The following is a 16,488-nucleotide window of genomic DNA, read 5'->3' as shown; positions in this document are numbered from 1 at the left end:
TTGCCTCTTGATTCGAAGGGGTCAGGCGGCGGATGCCGCGGTCACGGGTTGCCCGTCGACGATCGTCGTCAGCACGGGGAGGTGCAGCAGGTCGTCCGCGCCGACGTCGAGCGGGCTGTCTTCCCAGACGACGAGGTCGGCGCGGTACCCCGGCGCGATGACGCCGAGGTCGTGGTCGCCCTGGGCCTGCGCGGCCCAGACGGTGTAGCCCTGGAGGGCCTCGTACGGCGTGAGCACCTGGTGGGGCTCGAACACCGGGGCGTCGGGGTTGCCGGGTTCTCGGCGGAGTCGTGCCCAGGCCAGGCCGATGCGCGCGTCGGTCTGCGCCACGGGCCAGTCGGAGCCGAGCGCGACGGGCGCGCCGGCGTCGATCATGTCGCGCACGCGCCAGCCGAGGGCGGCCCGCTCGGGCCCGAGACGCTCAGCCCAGAAGTCGCTGCCGTCGGCCTTGCGCCACTGCATGTGCAGCGGCTGCACCGAGGCCGTGATGCCGAACTGGGCGAGCCGCACGAGGTCGCGGTCGGCGAGCAGCTCGAGGTGCTCGATGCGGTGGGGCGCGCCGCGGCGGGAGTGCACGCCGGCCTTGAGGTAGGCGTCGATCGTGGTGCCGATCGCGCGGTCGCCGATCGCGTGGGTGGCGATCTGGAACCCGGCGTCGGCGTAGCGGGCGACGACGCGTTCGAACTCGTCGGGGTCGGCCCAGAACGAGACGTTGCCGTCGCCGTGGGTGTCGGGTTCGTAGAGCCAGCCCGTGCCGGTGTCGATGACGCCGTCGTTGAACAGCTTGACGAGGCCGCCCCGCCAGCGCGCGCCGCGGCGATCGCGCTGCGCGAGGTGGTGCTGCGTGCGCTCCTCGTCGTAGCCGGGGTTGTGCGCCATCGCGGAGACGATGCGCACGGGGAGCCCGCTCGCGCTGCCGTGGGCGGATGCCGCGCCGTCGAGCTCGTCGAGCAGGTCGAGGGTTCCGGGGTTGCCGTCCATGATGCATCCGCCGGTGATGCCCGACGCGGCGAGCCCGCCGAGGATGCCGCGCACCCGGTCGAGCGTCTCCTCGCGCGTGTACTCGGGCGCCGTGCGCAGCACGATGTCGAACGCGGAGTCCTCGCGGAGGCATCCGGTGGGCACGCCTCGGTCGTCGACGATGATCTCGGACGTGTCGCCGAAGGTGCGCGCACCCGTGATGCCGGAGCGGCGCAGGGCCTCGGTGTTCGCAAGCGCGGTGTGCCCGTCGAAGCACATGAGGAAGGCGGGCGCCGGTGCCGTCGCGGCGTCGATCGCGGCGGCCGTCATGGGCATCGTCGAGAACACGTCGTAGTCGACGTTCCAGCCGCGCACCCAGCCGCCGGCCGCACCGTCGGCGACCCGGTCGGCCTCGGCGCGCAGCATGGCGAGGAGGACCTCGGGGTCGCGCACTCCCCCGAAGTCGATGCCGACCGCGAGTTCGATGCCCTGGATGGGGTGCATGTGCGCGTCGATGAGCCCGGGCGTGACGACGGCGCCGTGCAGGTCGGCCTGGTCGGTGTCGGGCCCGCGCAATTCGCGCATGGTCGCCGCATCGCCGACCGCGATGATGCGGCCGTCGCGGATGGCGACGGCCTCGGCGTGCGGCTGGCGCGGATTCATCGTGATCACGCGGGCACCGACGAGAATGGTGTCGGCGAAGACCTGGTGCATGCGAGTGCCCTTCCGGCGCCACCGCATCGGGTCGCCGCATAATTGAATGATCGTAAATAAATCGGGCACAGGCTACGCCTCGCCTCCGCCCGCCGCAAATCGACGAGGAGACCCGTGGCCGAGACCCCGACGAAGCGCACCGCCGGACGCCCGCGCACGCGCGTGCTGAGCGGCGACCAGATCGTCGACGCAGCCTTCGACCTCGCCCGCACGGCCGGCCCCGACGGCTTCTCCATGGCGGCCCTGGCCCGCTCGCTCTCGGTTCAGCCGCCCGCGCTCTACCACTACTTCGGCGGCAAGGACGAGGTGATCCGGGCGATGCGCGGGCGACTCGCCGACCGCATCGACACCACCGGGTTCGCCGACATCGACCTGCCGCTCGCCGAGGCCGTCGTGCGCTGGAGCCGCAGCTACCGCGATGTGTTCGCCGCGTTCCCGTCGGGCATCACGCTGCTGGCCACCACCCCGGTCGACGGCCAGCAGCGCTCGGTCGACAACTACGAGATCATCACCACGCGGCTGCTCGCCGAGGGATGGGCCGAGCACGACGTGGTCGACACGATCGTGGCCTTCGAGTCGTTCTTCATCGGGTCCGCGCTCGACGCGCTCGCCCCGGCCGACATCATGTCGCCCGGTTCGGCCGCGGCGACCGCGCCGAACTTCGCCGCCGCCGAGGCCCGACGCGGCGAGGATGCGGCAGCCCGCGGCATCCGCCCCACCGACCGCAGCTTCGAACTGGGCGTGCGCGGACTGCTCGCAGGGCTCAGCCCAGCGGCATCCGACCGCGACTGATCAGTCTTCGATCTTGCGCTTGCGCCACTTGATGCCGGCGGCGATGAAGCCGTCGAGCTCGCCGTCGAAGACCTTCGAGGGGTTGCCCTCCTCGTAGTCGGTGCGCAGGTCCTTGACCATCTGGTACGGCGCGAGCACGTAGGAGCGCATCTGGTCGCCCCAGCTCGCGGTGATGTTTCCCGCGAGTTCCTTCTTCTGCGCCGCTTCCTGCTCCTTCTGGAGCAGCAGCAGGCGAGCCTGGAGCACGCGCATGGCGGCGGCGCGGTTCTGGATCTGCGACTTCTCGTTCTGCATCGACACGACGAGGCCGGTCGGGAGGTGGGTCAGGCGCACCGCGGAGTCGGTCGTGTTGACCGACTGGCCGCCGGGGCCCGACGAGCGGAAGACGTCGACGCGGATGTCGTTCTCGGGGATCTCGACCGCCTGCGCCTCCTCCATGAGCGGGATGACCTCGACGGCCGCGAAGCTCGTCTGGCGCTTGCCGGCCGCGCCGAACGGGCTCATGCGCACCAGGCGGTGCGTGCCCGCCTCGACGCTGAGCGTGCCGAACGCGTAGGGCGCGTCGATCTCGAAGGTGGCCGACTTGATGCCCGCCTCTTCGGCGTAGCTCGTGTCCATGACCGTGGCCTTGTAGTTGTGCTGCTCGGCCCAGCGCAGGTACATGCGCATGAGCATCTCGGCGAAGTCGGCGGCGTCGACGCCGCCGGCGCCGGCACGGATCGTGATGACCGCGGGGCGGTCGTCCCACTCGCCGTCGAGCAGGATCTGCACCTCGAGGTCGCCGATCGTCTTCTGCAGCGCGATGAGCTCGGTGCGCGCCTCGGCGGCGCTGTCTTCGTCGCCCATCTCGTTGGCGAGCTCGATGAGCACCTCGAGGTCGTCGAGGCGCGAGTCGATGCTGCGCACCCGGGCGAGCTCGGACTGGCGGTGGCTGAGCGCGCTCGTCACCTTCTGCGCGTTGGCGGTGTCGTCCCAGAGGTCGGGCTTGCCCGCCTCCTCGGAGAGACGAGTGATGTCGGCCTCGAGGGCTTCGACGTCGACGACGGCGCTGATGTCGCGGAAGGTGGAGCGCAGCGCGGCGATCTCCTGCGTGAGGTCAAGATCCAACATGGCTCCCCCAGCCTACCCGGGCGGGCATCCCGCCGTCGCCGTGGTCTTCGGTGCCGATCCGCCCGTCGGCGGTGCCCGTCGTGGTTGCCGGTCGCCGCCCGTCGCCGCTGCCCGTCGCCGCTCGCCGCCGCCCGTCGGCAGGCGCAGGTGTAGCGTCGAAGGCGATGACCTTCACCACGCCCTCGTTCACCTGGCGCTCGATCGTCCTCCCGGCCTACCTGCCGACCCTGCTCTTCTCCATCGGCGAGGGCGCGATCATCCCGGTCATCCCCGTCGTCGCCACCGAGCGCGGCGCCTCGATCGCACTGGCCGGGCTGATTGCCGCGATGATCATGGTCGGCGAGCTCATCGGCGACCTTCCCGCCGGGTGGCTCGTGGCCCGCATCGGCGAACGCGCCTCGATGATCGGCGCATCCGCCCTCGCCGTGGTCGGCGTGCTCATCGCGCTCGTCTCGCCGACGTTGCCCGCGCTCGGCATCGGCATCCTCCTCGTGGGGCTCGCGACCGCGGTGTTCGGGCTCGCCCGCCACGCGTTCCTCACGAGCTACGTGCCCGAGCGGGTGCGGGCCCGCGCCCTCTCGACGCTCGCGGGCGTGTTCCGCGGCGGCTGGGCGATCGGCCCGTTCATCGCCGCCGCACTGCTCGCCGCCACTGGCTCGAGCGAGACGGTCTTCTGGGTGCTCGTCATCGCGTGCCTCGCCGTCGTGGTCGTGCTGCTCGTGCTGCCCGATCCCGAGCGCGTGTTCGGCACGGTGCAGCAGACCCGGGCGGCAGCGTCGGATGCCGCGGCCCGCCGTTCGGCCGAGGCCGAGGCCGAGGCCGAGGCCGAGGCCGACGATGCTGCAGTCGACGAGACATCCGCCTCGATGCCGGCTACGTCCTCTGGCCCGACCGTGGGCTCCGATTCGCCGGGTCGTCGTGAAGCGGATGCCGCGTCGCACGGCGTCTTCCGTGCGATCAGGACGCACCGCGCGGTGCTCGCCCGCATCGGCACCGGCGTCGGACTGCTCGCGGCACTTCGTGCGAGCCGCATGGTGATCCTGCCGCTCTGGGCCGTCTCGATCGGCATGGCGCCCGAGGCTGCCGCAGTCGTGATCGGCGTCTCGGCGACGATCGACTTCGCGCTCTTCTACGTGAGCGGCCAGGTCATGGACCGGTTCGGGCGACTCTGGAGCGCCATCCCGGGCCTGCTCGGACTCGGCATCGGCCACCTCGTGCTGGCCTTCACGCACGACGCACCGGGTGCCGAGGCCTGGTTCGCGGCCATCGCCGTGCTCTTCGGCATCGCGAACGGACTGTCGAGCGGCGTGATCCTCACGCTCGGCGCCGACCTCGCCCCGAAGGCGAATCCGGCGCCGTTCCTCGGCGCCTTCCGCACGATCGCGGATGCCGGCCAAGCCGGGGCTCCCCTCGCGATCGCGGCGATCACCTCGGCGTTCTCGATCATGGCGGCGAGCGCGGCGATGGGCGTGCTCGGCTTCGTCGGGGCCGCGATCCTCTGGCGCTACGTGCCGAAGTACGTGCCGCACGCGGGCGCGCGCCCGAAGGAACTCGACCCGTCCTCGTCACCGCACCGAGCATCGCAGCCTGACTGACGACGAGCGCCCCATGAGGCTTTCGACGAGCGACACCTCCCGGTTCCGATGGGCGACCGCGTTGCATCCCCGGTCTCGCGGGAATGCCGAGCACTGCACGTTGCGGATCGATGCCGTGTGAGCCGGTCGCAGACTCTCGTCGCACGCTGCTGTCCGCCCAGACGGTGCGCGCTGCTAGGGTCGGACTCGTTCGGTCTTCTGGGGGGAAATCATGAACGGATCATTCGCGCGCGGAACACTCGCATTCGCAGCGCTCATGCTGCTCGGCACCGGTCTCTCCGGATGCGGATCGAACTCGAACTCCGAATCGTCGGAGCCGGCGGCCGCATCTGAGGAGGCCGAGGCACCCGTCGAGGCCCCTGCCGACCTGATCGGCGAATGGGTACAGACGGACTCGGGCGCCGAGGACACCTACCAGTCGGCAACGATCACCGCCGACACGATCGAGGTCTACTGGGTCAATGAGGCGGAGAGCACGACCGCCCTGTATTGGGCGGGGACGTTCGAGGCGCCCACTGAGGCTGGTGCGTACAGCTGGGACTCCTTGAACGACGTGGAGAAGACCGGCACGTCGATACTCGCCTCGGGCGACCCGACCAAGACGTTCTCATATGACGACGACGCGATCAGCTACGACGTCACGGCGCTCGGCGTCACGAAGACCGTGCAGTTGGAGCGCAAGTAGACACCCACGCTACGGCCGCGCCGGACCGTTGTGGAGCGGCACCACGTGCCGCTCGCGAACGAGCGCGTCCCAGCGCGACCTCAACCGGCCAATGTCGCCGACCAGAGGATCGCGGCCTGACCGAGGAACACGAACACGCCGAGGGCGATCGCGATGAGCGAGACCCAGCGCGGGCCGGTCGATGGATCCTTTCGCAACTGGCGCCGGCCGATGACCCCGCACACGATCGCGCCGGCCGAGACCACCAGCGCACCGACCGCAGGAAGCAGCATCGACGCGACGGCGAGCACCGCGCCGGTGATCGCGACTCGCGAGGTTCGGCGGCTGAATCCGACGGCCCCCCGTTGTGGTCCTGCGCTCATCGCAGACCGCTCGTCGGAGGTCGATGACGGAGTGTGGGCTGAGACGTCATGCCACCAGTCAATCGCATCTTCGCGCCATCTTCAGCGGGCTCAGTGGAAGACCGAGCGCGCGGTCGACGTGACCTCGACCGGCACGGTCACCGGCACCAGGTCGGTCGAGATCGGCGCGTGCCACACGCTTCGGAGGGTCACGGTCGCACTCCGGCCGTCGCGCGAGGTCGCCTCGACGAGTGCGACGGTCTCAGCCGACGAACCGGCATCGCCGAGATACTCGGCCACCGCCGCGCGCACCGCCTCCGACTGCAGGTCGAGATCGAGCGCGTCGCCGTCGAGTGCGACCGAGTCGAGGCTCCATGCCTCCGCGCCCGCGAGTGCGGCACTGTCGGCCAGCGTGAAGAGGCGCTTGCGCTCGAGGTAGAGCGATGACGCGGACACCACGACGAGCACGATGAGGATCGCGAGCGCCGAGAGGAGGATCGTGATGAGCAGGGTCGAGCCCCGCTCGTCTCGGGGCTCGGCCGACGGATCGCGGGTCATCCGGCGCCCGCGAATCGCGACACGGTCGCTGTCGCCGTCGCTTCGACCGGAAGACTCGTCGCGGACTCCGGTCCGAGCACCGCCGGCGTGAGGGGAAGCGCGATCCGGGCGCGCACCGAGACCTCGACGCGCTCACCGGCCTGATCGCACGCCGGCGTCTCGCACGCGACCGTGACGGCGGCGGAATCGGCGTCGATGCCGTAGTCGTCGAGGATGACCCGCACGACCCGGTCGATCGAGCCCGCATCCGTCGACGATCGTGCGCCGTCGGCGACGATGCGGGCCACGTGACGGGCCGCGCCCTCGACGCCGAACGCCCCGGCCTGGATCGCGGCGACGCTCAGGACGAGGTAGACGATCGGGACGAGCAGCAGGAGCCCGACCGTGAGGAACTCCAACGACGCGGATCCCGTCTCCGCCGTCAGTCGCCCGACCGGCTTGGCCCGCGACGCTGATTCGCGCGCCGCCGACGCTGACGGTGACGGTGTCGAGTCAGTCGATGGCCTCGATCGGCGCATGCCCTTCGACCTCCAATCCGTTCGGGACTCCGATGAGTCCGATCACGGGGAGCGTGGCCCGAACGGTGATCTCGACGGTGTCGACTCCGGCGAGCGTGACCCGCGACGCCGAGACGTCGTCGGCGTACGAGGACGCGATGGCCGCGTCGATGAGGTCGCGCGTGCGCTCGACTCCCTCGGCCGGCGACGAGCCGGCGAGCGAGGCGAATCTCGCTCCCTCAGCTGCGGCGTCCAGCAGCGTGTTGCGCACGTGCAGCGAGAGCGCCAACTGCACGACCGCGAGCGCGAGTGCGACGAGGAGCACTCCCACGAGCGTGAACTCCGCGACGGCGGATCCTCGTTCGTCGCCGAGCGAGACGCCGATTCGGGGAGAGGGGCCTCGACTCAGAACCCCGTGACTCGATCGATCGCCTGCTGGAAGACGCCCTCGAGCGCCGGTCCGGCGAGCCCCCAGATCACGATGACGAGACCTGCCGTCATCAAGGTGATGAGGACCCAGCCGGGGACGTCCCCTCGTTCGTCGCCGAGGCGGTGGAGCATCGTTCGGAGCGTGCGCATGGGTGTTCCTTTCGTGGGCGCTCGAGGAGCGCGGGGCTGGGTGCATCCGAACCGCGGGCATCAGAACCCCGTCTGGAGGACGAGGTACCCGGGCAGCAGGGCGAATGCGATCGTGATCGGCAGGATGAGGAAGACGAGTGGGACGAGCATCGCGATCTCCTTGCGTCCGGCGAGCTCGATGATGGTGCGCTTGGCCTGGTCGCGGGCGTCGCCGGCCTGTGACGCGAGCACCGACGCGAGTGGGGCGCCACGGTCGAGCGCGCCGAGGACCTGATCGAGGGCTCGCGAGAGCGCCGCATGGTCGAGGTCGTCACGAAGGCTCCTGATCGCGACCGAGAGCGGTACGCCGGTGCCGACGGCCGAGATGACGCCGGCGAACTCCTGGGAGAGCTCACCGGAGCCGATGCGTGCCACCCGACGGATGGCCTCGAGCATGCTCTCGCCGGCCGTCAGGCTGAGTGTCAGGAACTCGAGAACGGTCGGCAGCTCGTCGGAGATGCGAGCCAGGCGCTGACCTGCGCTGCGCTGCAGCATCCACTCGCGCGCGACGACCCCGCCCGCAGCAGCGAGCAGGGGCACCGCGACCCGCACCGCCGCGGGCATCGTCGCGAATCCCGGTGCCCAGATGGCGAGGCCTGCCGCGATGGCGAACGCCGTCGCACCCCACGCGAGCTGCTCGGCCCGGAACCGCTCGACGCCGATGGAGGAGCCGGCCTGACGCAAGCGCTTCGCGACCAGCTCGCCTCCGCCCGACCACCGCGTGATCGATGCGCGGACCCGACGCGACACTGGGCCGAGAACGACGCCGAACACCGGGGCGGGGTCGGCGGGTCGGCGGGCGAGCAGCTCGCGCGCCGGCTCCGAGAAGTCGGCGACGTAGGGTGCGACCCGCTCGGCGAGGCTCGGCCGCCCGATCCGCGGGATGGCGCTCACCACGAGCCACGCCCCGAGCCCGAGCAGGACGCCCATGAGCAGCGAGATCGCGAGCGTCGCGTTCAGCGGAACCATCGGCGCTCCTCGGGTAGCCGGCCGAGTGCGGTCATCGCCTGGTAGGCGACCACGGTGACGATGACGCCGACCACGATGAGCGCCGCACCGGCAGGCGAGTTGTACGCTGTGAGCGTCTCGGCGCGCGAGGAGAGCACCACGAGCAGCAGCCACGGCGCCGCCACGCCGAGGCGAGCGGCATTGCGGATCCAGGACTGCCGGGCGACGACCTCGGACCGGAGCGCGGCGTCTTCGCGCAGATACCCCGAGAGGCTCCTGAGGACCGCGGTCAACTCGCTGCCGCCGACCTCGCGCGCCATGCGCAGCGTCTCGAGGATGCGATCGGCCACCGGGTCGGCGAGCGTCGCCTTGAGCGCGTCGAGGCAGGCTCCGAAATTACCCGTGCGGTGGTAGTCCGCGTCGAATCTCGCGAATGCCGGCCGAGTCACTGCCGGGCCGAGCACCGCGAGCGCGCCGACGCTCTCGGGCAACGGCATGCCCGACCGCACGGAGGCGACGAGGTGGTCGACCACGTCGGGCCAGACCGAGCGGTTCCGCGCACGGCGGCGATCGGCTCGCGAACGGACGGCGAGTGGGACGGTTGCCGCGCCGAGCAGCGTTGCGACGATCGTGATGGTCGGCACCTGCATGACGGCCTGCGCGACAGCGCCGAGCATCACCGCGATCACGACGCACACGATCACGACGACCGCGATCGGCACGTCGCCGATGCCCGCCAGCGCGAGGTCGTCCCGAATGCGCCGCATCGCCATCGATTGCACGGCCGGCTTCGCATCGGCCCTCGCCGGCCAGAGGAGCGGTGCGAATACGAGGAGGATCCCGACGCCGAGCATCACCCCGACCACGAGGCTCACGCGAGGTCCTCGCTGAACAGGGCATCGATCGGATGCCCGGCGGCGGAGAACTTCTCGAGCCGGCGCGGACGGGTGCCGGTCGGACGGAGGACCCCGTCGACGGTCGCGAAGAGGAGCTCGCCGTCGACTGCGCCCGCCGAGGTCCCGCCGGTCGGGGCGAGGATCTCGACGACGCTGCGCCGACCGAGCGAGTCGATGCCGAGGTGCACGACGAGGTCGATGCAGGCGGCCACGGTCGGCACGACGAACGCCGCGTCGATGTTGCGGCCGGCGAGCAGCGGCAGCGTGCACAGCTTCGCGAGCGCATCGCGGGCGGAGTTCGCATGGATCGTGCACATGCCCGGCAGGCCGGAGTTCAACGCGATGAGCAGATCGAGACTCTCGGCCTCGCGAACCTCGCCGACGATGAGCCGGTCGGGTCGCATGCGCAGCGACTCCTTGATCAGGCGCCGGAGCGAGATCTCGCCCGTGCCCTCGAGGCTGGGCTGCCGGCACTGCAGCGATACGAGGTCGCGCACGTCGAGATCGAGTTCGAAGGTCTCCTCGATCGTGATCACGCGCTCGTCGATGCGTGCGGCTGACATCAGCGCGTTCAGCATCGTGGTCTTGCCCGTGTGAGTTGCTCCCGAGACGAGCAGGTTGGCGCCGGCGACCACGGCGGCTCGAAGGAAGGAGGCGGCCGCCGGCGTGAGCGACCCGAGTACGACCAGGGCATCGAGGCTGCGGATGCGCCGCTGGAACTTGCGGATGTTCACGGCCCAGTGGGCGCGGGCGACGTCGGGGATCGCGACGTGGAGGCGGGAGCCGTCGGGCAGCGATGCATCGACGAACGGCGAACTCAGGTCGACGCGACGACCGCTGTGCTGCAGCATCCGCTCGACGAGTTCGCGCACCTCTCGGTCGCTCAGCACGACGGTGGTGAGTTCGGCCACGCCGTCGCGTGCGACGAACACGCGCGTCGGACCGTTGATCCAGATCTCCTCGATCTCGGGATCGTCGAAGTACGGCTGCAGCGGGCCGTATCCCGTGATCGCGGCCTCGACGTCGCGCACGGTCGCGAGCTCGTCGATCGGGTGCACCTGAGTGCCGGCGAGGGCGCGCTCGCTGTAGCGGCGCACCTCTTCGCGCGTGAAGCGCGCCGCCGCGTTCGGGTCGCGCGCGAGGTCGACGCCCTCGCGCAGCACGCGGGTGCGCACCCGATCGGTGATGGTGCGCACGGCGTCGGTCATGTCCCCCATCTTGGGGTCAGCCCGCGCGAGCGCCGTGAAGTTATCCACAGAGGTCGGCGCGGGGCATCCGCTCGCGTTCGACAGGCCGCGGTGGCACCTCGCCACCGGGCGAACCTGGTCGGGCCCAGTGGCGTGGGAGGGGCCCGCCCTTGCTTCGCGGGATGCCGAAGCTCGGAGCGGGTCAGTCCCGGAGCACGACGAGGCGAATCGAAACAGGCCCTTGAGTCGAGGCATCCGTTCACCCTAGGATACCCGAGAAAGCGCTTTCTCGGAGCGGACGCCGAGAGGGCCTTTGGTCGAATTCGACCATGAAGGGCGCGCCATCGCTCGCCCGGACTCGAGGTACGAGTGCTCCACTCAACGATGAGAAGGATCGAAAGCATGAGACGCAACACCGTCCGCAGAATCATCGCGACCGCATCAGCGGGGGCCGTCGTCGCGGCGCTGGGGGTGATGGGCGTCGCGCTCCCCGCCGCGAATGCCGCCACCGGCAGCGCCACCGGATTCGCCACCCAGAACGGCGGCACCACCGGCGGTGCCGGGGGTGCCACGGTGCGGGCCACGACCGGCACCCAGATCCACGCCGCGCTGTGCGGCCGGGCATCCGCCACGACCCCGATCACGATCCAAGTCGAGGGCACCATCACGCACGCGAACACGGCGAAGGTCTCGGGCGCGAGCTGCAACACCGCCGACGGCGTGATCGAGCTGAAGCAGGTCGGCAACGTCACGATCGTCGGCGTCGGCGCCGGCGCGACGTTCGACCAGGTCGGCATCCACATCCGCGAGGCGAGCAACGTCATCATCCAGAACGTGCACGTCAAGAACGTCAAGAAGTCGGGGTCGCCGACCTCGAACGGCGGCGACGCGATCAGCATGGAGTCGAGCGTTCGCAACGTCTGGGTCGACCACTCGACCCTCGAGGCATCCGGCGGCGAGAGCGAGGGCTACGACGGCCTGTTCGACATGAAGGCGGACACGAAGTACGTGACCCTGTCGTACAGCATCCTCAAGAACTCCGGCCGAGGCGGGCTCATCGGCTCCAGCGAGAGCGACGTGTCGAACGGGTTCGTGACCTTCCACCACAACCTGTACGAGAACATCGACTCCCGAGCACCCTTGCTGCGCGGCGGCATCGCCCACATCTACAACAACCACTACGTGAGCCTCAACGAGTCGGGCATCAACTCGCGCGCCGGGGCGAAGGCGAAGGTCGACAACAACTACTTCGAGGACTCGAAGGACGTGCTCGGCACCTTCTACACGGACGCCGCGGGCACGTGGCAGGTCAGCGGCAACATCTTCGACAACGTCACCTGGTCGGCGCGCAGCGGGGACAACAACCCCGCCGGACCGAACCCGGTCTCGACCACGACCGTCTCGATCCCCTACTCGTTCAGCCTCGACACCGCGTCGTGCGTGCCCGGCGTCGTCGCCGCGACCGCGGGCGCGAACAAGGGTCTCAAGGTGTCGGATGGCTCGTGCACGCCGCAGAACCCGGACCCCACGACGCCTCCGACCACGCCGCCCACCACGCCGCCAACGACCCCGCCCACCGGCAGCAACCTCAGCCTCGGCGCCGGGGCTGATGGCTCGAGCAAGGCGAGCGGCACCGGGTTCGGCAATGTCATCGACGGCTCGACGAGCACCTACTGGTCGCCCGCGAGCGCGACCGGCCGGATCTCGGTCAAGTGGGGCTCCGCCAAGACCGTCTCGTCGGTGGTCATCCGCGAGGCATCCGGAGCCGTCGGCAACATCACCGCGTGGCGTGTCGTGAACAACGACACCGGTGCGGTGCTCGCCACGGGCACGGTCGCCGGCACGATCACGTTCGCGACGACCACCCTCTCGAAGATCAACTTCGAGATCACGGCCTCCAAGGCCACCCCGCGGATCGCCGAGTTCGAGACCTACGCCGGCTGATCCCGATCCCACCGACTCGCACCCCTCCGGTCCGCACGTCCGCCGGGGCGGAGGGGTGCGACCCATCTCACCGCACGCGGCATCCGCTCGTCATCGATGGCATCGCGGATGCCGCGGCGCGGCGCCCGAACATGCGACGGGGCGCCGCGACATCCGATGTGTCTGCGACGCCCCATGCGTCTCTGCGGTCGCCGGGCACCTGAGCCGGCGGGCGACCTGGCCAGCTCAGTCGAGCGTGACCATGACCTTGTCGGCCGCGCCGGGCGTGGCCGCGAGCTCGAGCGCCTGCTGAACGTTGGACGCGGTCGCTCCCCAGCTGGACGTAGGATCGGCCCACCATGCGCGACAGATTCACGAGGACCAAGCGGTCGTACGACTACCGACTTCCCCCAGCCAGGCAATTCGGTGAACGTCCGCTCGACTTCTCCGGCCAGCTCGCTCCCCGCGTGCCCGAGCTCGGTGTGCACACCATCAGAAACGCCACCGTCGTCGGCCCGGGATGGGTACTAGACCGTGATCGGTCAGTGGTTCCGTCGATCAGCTGGCACGGCGTCGCCGAAAAGGGCCCGGACCGAATCCGTGAGACACACGAGCTCGGCGGCACCGCCATCACCCTCGGGACTACGTGGGGGAACCACTACGGACACATGGTCCCGGACGGGCTATCCCGCCTCGGGCTCATCCCTGACCGATTCCTGCGTCGCGCAGATAGGATCCTCGTGCCCCACACGCGCGAGGCACCACAAGCCCGACTGCTTCTCCATCGCATGGGCATCGACACCCGAGTCGTCGAGATGGAATGGAGCCACGCCTACAAGGTGGACCGGCTGTACGCGCCCACGTTCCCGGGCCTACGGCGCCAATACGACGCCGTAGTTCCAGACACGCTCCGCGGTGCCATGCCCGAGCCCGTCGAAACGCGCAAACTGTTCGTCACCCGTCGCGGTTACAGCCGCAACCCATCACAGGTTGCGGAAGTCGAGAGCATGGCTGCCGAAATCGGGTATGAGATCTACGACCCGATGCAGTCCGGCGATCAGGCTCTCGACTTCCGCAACGCGATCGCCGTTGCCGGGGTCTCAGGGTCCGGATTGACGGGCATCGGGTATATGCGCCCCGGCGCGCGCGTATTCGAGATGTTCTCTGATGCGCACCTCTTCGCCTACTACGCGTCGCTCAGCGCGGCCGGAGACCTCGTCTACGGCTACGCGATCGGCCAGTCACCTGACAATCAGAAGGTGTCGGGAGCTTCAACGGCCGATTTCGAGGTCGATCTCGCCGCCGTTGCCGCCGGGTTGCACTGGGCAGCAGGTCGCTGATCTTCGATATAGATGACCTAGTCCAGGTCGTTGGCTTCGCGGATGCCGCGGCGCGGCGTCGGAACATGGGTTGGGGCGCCGCGACATCCGTAGTGTCTGCGACGCCCCGTGCGTCTCTGCGGTCGCCGGGCACCTGAGCCGGCGGGCGACCTGGCCAGCTCAGTCGAGCGTGACCATGACCTTGTCGGCCGCGCCGGGCGTGGCCGCGAGTTCGAGCGCCTGCTGCACGTCGTCGACGGTGAAGCGGTCGCTGATGATGAGCTGGTACTTCTCCCAGTTGGCGATGATGTCGTCGGTGACCTCGAAGATCTCGGTCGGGTAGCCCATCGACATGATGATCGAGATCTCGGTGGTGAGCAGGCTGCCGAAGTCGACCTCGACGGGCTTCTTGTGCACCGCGGGAATCACGAGGCGGGCGCCCTGCTTGACGAGGCCGAAGACGGTCGTGGGCACGACGGGGGCGCCGGCGGCGTCGAGGTAGACGTCGGTCGCGGGGCGTGCGTCGCGCGCGCCGATGACCGCGGGCGCCTGGCCGTGCAGCTCGATGAGGCGCGCCTTGACATCTTCGGTCGCAGAGTTGATGACCGCGTCGGCGCCGACGGCGAGTGCCTTCTCGAGGCGCGTGGGCAGGATGTCGATGACGACGACGTGCTCGACGCCCTTCGCCTTGAGGCTGAGCAGCGCGCCGAGGCCGATGGGGCCGGCGCCGAAGACGACGGCCTGCTCGCCGGGCTTCGCACCGGAGCGGTTGACGGCGTGGCGGGCGACGGCCATGGGCTCGTTGAGCGCGGCGACCTCGAACGGGATCTCGTTCGGGATGACGCGGAAGTGCGTGCCGGCGACGGCGTCGAACAGCACCACGAACGGCGAGAACGCACCCTGCGCGCCGCCCGAGCCGATGATGCCGTCGCTCGCGGCCATGGGGTTGATGACGACGTGGTCGCCGACCTGCGCGCCCTGCACCTCGTCGCCGACGAACACGATCTCGCCGGCGGGCTCGTGGCCGAGCGGCGTCGCGCCCTGCCGCGGCGGGATGCCGCCGTACACCGTGTACATGTGGTCGCTGCCGCAGATGCCGCACGCGCGGATGCGCACGAGCACGTCGCGGGGGCCCGCGACGGGCTGCTCGACCTCCACGATCGCGGTGGTGCCGGGACCGGTGACCATGACCGACTTCATCGTTCGCAATTCCTCTCTCGCCGTGCGCATCGGATTCGCGGCACGGTCACTAAATCGAATAAGTGCAGTCTACGCTGGGAACACGGCGACGCCAGGTCGCCGACGCGACTCACAGCGAATGCGCCGGAAGGAGGCCCCGTGAAGTCCACCCGAGTGACCATGAAGGACGTCTCGGTCGCCGCCGGCGTCTCCCCCGCGACCGTGAGCTTCGTGCTGAACGACAAGCCGACCGAGACGATCTCGCCCGAGACCCGCGAGCGCGTGCGCCGCGCCGCCGCCGAGCTCGGCTACGTGCCGAACGGCGCCGCACGCGCCCTCCGCGAGGGCACCTCGCGCATCGTCATCCTGAACGTGGCCAGGCTCCCGCACGGCGGCACCGGCCTCGCGGCCTTCATCGACGCCCTCGATGGCGAGCTCGAGCGCCTCGACCACATGCTGCTCGTGCGCTACCGGCCGGGCTCCGCCGACATCGAGCGGATGACGGCGATGGTCGCCCCGCGCGCGGTGCTCGACCTCGACCGCATCTACAACTCCCCCGACGCCGAGACCGCCGACGGCGGGTGGACCGAGGGCCTGGCCGCACACACGGCCGTGCAGTTCCGGTACCTCGTCGACCTCGGGCACACGCGCATCGCCATGGCCCTCCCCACCGACAGGTCGGAGCTCGACCGACTCGCGGCGCTGCGGCTCGACTACGCCGCTCGCATCCTCGCCGCGGTCGACCTCGAGGCGCCGCTCCCCCTCGTGATGGGCCGCGACCTCGACGAGGACCGGCGCGCGCTGTCCGACTTCCTCGACGGGCACCCCGAGGTCACCGCCGTTGCCGGGCTCGACGACGACACCGCGCTCCGCGTGCTCGCCGCCGCGCGGACCCTCGACATCGCGGTGCCCCAGCGCCTCGCCGTGATCGGCTTCGACGACGCGGGCGCCGGCGAGCTCGTCTCCCCCGCGCTCACGACCGTGCGCATCGACACGGCCGGCTTCGGTCGACGCCTCGCCCGCGAGGTGCTCGACCTTCCCGCCGACGACAGCGCAGCCGCACCGACGCCGGCCACCGTCATCCGCCGCCAGTCGGCCTGATCGAGCGAGACCTCGCCCTCCGGTACCGACTGCCGCAATATAGGCCTTCTGATTCAGTAGTTGAT

17 protein-coding genes are annotated in these 16,488 nt (G+C 70.2%); 6 read left to right on the top strand and 11 right to left on the bottom strand.

Annotation, left to right across the window (positions count from 1 at the left end; all coding sequences use genetic code 11):
- Positions 1-21 precede the first annotated feature (21 nt).
- Positions 22-1,674: an amidohydrolase gene (locus ACR3IO_RS11695; RefSeq protein ID WP_434071380.1), complete on the bottom strand. Its 1,653-nt coding sequence runs from the start codon at positions 1,672-1,674 to the stop codon at positions 22-24.
- A 114-nt stretch (positions 1,675-1,788) separates the two neighbouring features.
- Here ACR3IO_RS11695 and ACR3IO_RS11690 point away from each other — a divergent pair, with 114 nt between their 5' ends.
- Complete coding sequence (locus ACR3IO_RS11690) at positions 1,789-2,466, top strand: TetR/AcrR family transcriptional regulator (protein WP_434071379.1); 678 nt, start codon at positions 1,789-1,791, stop codon at positions 2,464-2,466.
- On the opposite strand, the gene prfB is transcribed toward ACR3IO_RS11690, so the two are convergent.
- Positions 2,467-3,576 carry a peptide chain release factor 2 gene (prfB, locus tag ACR3IO_RS11685; protein WP_434071378.1) on the bottom strand — a complete coding sequence of 370 codons (1,110 nt, stop codon included), beginning with the start codon at positions 3,574-3,576 and terminating at the stop codon, positions 2,467-2,469.
- A gap of 164 nt (positions 3,577-3,740) precedes the next feature.
- On the opposite strand from prfB, the gene ACR3IO_RS11680 reads away from it, so the two are divergent.
- Together ACR3IO_RS11680 and ACR3IO_RS11675 are read left to right on the top strand one after the other, a co-directional pair.
- The gene (locus ACR3IO_RS11680) at positions 3,741-5,171 is read left to right on the top strand and encodes an MFS transporter (protein WP_434071377.1); all 1,431 of its coding nucleotides are present in this window, start codon (positions 3,741-3,743) and stop codon (positions 5,169-5,171) included.
- Between the two features lie 211 nt (positions 5,172-5,382).
- On the top strand, positions 5,383-5,856 hold the full coding sequence (locus ACR3IO_RS11675) for a hypothetical protein (protein ID WP_434071376.1): 474 nt from the start codon (positions 5,383-5,385) through the stop codon (positions 5,854-5,856).
- Between the two features lie 80 nt (positions 5,857-5,936).
- Here ACR3IO_RS11675 and ACR3IO_RS11670 read toward each other — a convergent pair whose 3' ends face one another.
- The 8 genes from ACR3IO_RS11670 to ACR3IO_RS11635 form a co-directional block, all read right to left on the bottom strand.
- A complete protein-coding gene (locus ACR3IO_RS11670) occupies positions 5,937-6,218 on the bottom strand; it encodes a hypothetical protein (protein WP_434071375.1) in 282 nt (93 codons plus the stop codon).
- 90 nt (positions 6,219-6,308) lie between these two features.
- Positions 6,309-6,755, bottom strand: a complete 447-nt coding sequence (locus tag ACR3IO_RS11665; protein ID WP_434071374.1) for a pilus assembly protein TadG-related protein — start codon at positions 6,753-6,755, stop codon at positions 6,309-6,311.
- Positions 6,752-7,153 carry a TadE family protein gene (locus ACR3IO_RS11660; RefSeq protein ID WP_434071373.1) on the bottom strand — a complete coding sequence of 134 codons (402 nt, stop codon included), beginning with the start codon at positions 7,151-7,153 and terminating at the stop codon, positions 6,752-6,754. Before ACR3IO_RS11660 ends, ACR3IO_RS11665 begins: the two co-directional genes overlap by 4 nt.
- A 94-nt stretch (positions 7,154-7,247) precedes the next feature.
- Complete coding sequence (locus tag ACR3IO_RS11655; protein ID WP_434071566.1) at positions 7,248-7,637, bottom strand: TadE/TadG family type IV pilus assembly protein; 390 nt, start codon at positions 7,635-7,637, stop codon at positions 7,248-7,250.
- Positions 7,638-7,657: 20 nt separating this feature from the next.
- Entirely contained in the window at positions 7,658-7,831 is a 174-nt protein-coding gene (locus ACR3IO_RS11650) for a hypothetical protein (RefSeq protein WP_434071372.1), read from the bottom strand.
- Between the two features lie 60 nt (positions 7,832-7,891).
- Positions 7,892-8,839, bottom strand: coding sequence for a type II secretion system F family protein (locus ACR3IO_RS11645; RefSeq protein WP_434071371.1), 948 nt, complete (start codon positions 8,837-8,839; stop codon positions 7,892-7,894).
- Positions 8,827-9,693 (bottom strand): type II secretion system F family protein, encoded by an 867-nt coding sequence (locus tag ACR3IO_RS11640; protein ID WP_434071370.1) that lies wholly within the window; start codon positions 9,691-9,693, stop codon positions 8,827-8,829. Before ACR3IO_RS11640 ends, ACR3IO_RS11645 begins: the two co-directional genes overlap by 13 nt.
- Positions 9,690-10,922 carry a CpaF family protein gene (locus ACR3IO_RS11635; RefSeq protein WP_434071369.1) on the bottom strand — a complete coding sequence of 411 codons (1,233 nt, stop codon included), beginning with the start codon at positions 10,920-10,922 and terminating at the stop codon, positions 9,690-9,692. Before ACR3IO_RS11635 ends, ACR3IO_RS11640 begins: the two co-directional genes overlap by 4 nt.
- A 381-nt stretch (positions 10,923-11,303) precedes the next feature.
- Here ACR3IO_RS11635 and ACR3IO_RS11630 point away from each other — a divergent pair, with 381 nt between their 5' ends.
- Together ACR3IO_RS11630 and ACR3IO_RS11625 are read left to right on the top strand one after the other, a co-directional pair.
- A complete protein-coding gene (locus tag ACR3IO_RS11630; RefSeq protein ID WP_434071368.1) occupies positions 11,304-12,845 on the top strand; it encodes a pectate lyase in 1,542 nt (513 codons plus the stop codon).
- A 338-nt stretch (positions 12,846-13,183) separates the two neighbouring features.
- On the top strand, positions 13,184-14,164 hold the full coding sequence (locus ACR3IO_RS11625; protein ID WP_434071367.1) for a glycosyltransferase family 61 protein: 981 nt from the start codon (positions 13,184-13,186) through the stop codon (positions 14,162-14,164).
- Between the two features lie 159 nt (positions 14,165-14,323).
- Here ACR3IO_RS11625 and ACR3IO_RS11620 read toward each other — a convergent pair whose 3' ends face one another.
- Entirely contained in the window at positions 14,324-15,343 is a 1,020-nt protein-coding gene (locus ACR3IO_RS11620; protein WP_434071366.1) for a zinc-dependent alcohol dehydrogenase, read from the bottom strand.
- Positions 15,344-15,481: 138 nt separating this feature from the next.
- On the opposite strand from ACR3IO_RS11620, the gene ACR3IO_RS11615 reads away from it, so the two are divergent.
- The gene (locus tag ACR3IO_RS11615; protein WP_434071365.1) at positions 15,482-16,423 is read left to right on the top strand and encodes a LacI family DNA-binding transcriptional regulator; all 942 of its coding nucleotides are present in this window, start codon (positions 15,482-15,484) and stop codon (positions 16,421-16,423) included.
- The last annotated feature ends 65 nt before the right edge of the window (positions 16,424-16,488 follow it).

Source organism: Agromyces sp. Marseille-Q5079 (assembly GCF_051016555.1).
In the GTDB taxonomy this organism is placed as follows: domain Bacteria; phylum Actinomycetota; class Actinomycetes; order Actinomycetales; family Microbacteriaceae; genus Agromyces.
Note: the sequence above shows the minus strand (reverse complement) of the source record. Positions and strands in the feature narration are given on the sequence as shown.

Coding starts and splice junctions, on each gene's coding strand:
- ACR3IO_RS11645 (WP_434071371.1), bottom strand. CDS start 8,839: ATGGTTCCGCTGAACGCGACGCTCGCGATCTCGCTGCTCATGGGCGTC.
- ACR3IO_RS11620 (WP_434071366.1), bottom strand. CDS start 15,343: ATGAAGTCGGTCATGGTCACCGGTCCCGGCACCACCGCGATCGTGGAG.
- prfB (WP_434071378.1), bottom strand. CDS start 3,576: ATGTTGGATCTTGACCTCACGCAGGAGATCGCCGCGCTGCGCTCCACC.
- ACR3IO_RS11650 (WP_434071372.1), bottom strand. CDS start 7,831: ATGCGCACGCTCCGAACGATGCTCCACCGCCTCGGCGACGAACGAGGG.
- ACR3IO_RS11680 (WP_434071377.1), top strand. CDS start 3,741: ATGACCTTCACCACGCCCTCGTTCACCTGGCGCTCGATCGTCCTCCCG.
- ACR3IO_RS11630 (WP_434071368.1), top strand. CDS start 11,304: ATGAGACGCAACACCGTCCGCAGAATCATCGCGACCGCATCAGCGGGG.
- ACR3IO_RS11635 (WP_434071369.1), bottom strand. CDS start 10,922: ATGACCGACGCCGTGCGCACCATCACCGATCGGGTGCGCACCCGCGTG.
- ACR3IO_RS11695 (WP_434071380.1), bottom strand. CDS start 1,674: ATGCACCAGGTCTTCGCCGACACCATTCTCGTCGGTGCCCGCGTGATC.
- ACR3IO_RS11675 (WP_434071376.1), top strand. CDS start 5,383: ATGAACGGATCATTCGCGCGCGGAACACTCGCATTCGCAGCGCTCATG.
- ACR3IO_RS11665 (WP_434071374.1), bottom strand. CDS start 6,755: ATGACCCGCGATCCGTCGGCCGAGCCCCGAGACGAGCGGGGCTCGACC.
- ACR3IO_RS11625 (WP_434071367.1), top strand. CDS start 13,184: ATGCGCGACAGATTCACGAGGACCAAGCGGTCGTACGACTACCGACTT.
- ACR3IO_RS11670 (WP_434071375.1), bottom strand. CDS start 6,218: ATGAGCGCAGGACCACAACGGGGGGCCGTCGGATTCAGCCGCCGAACC.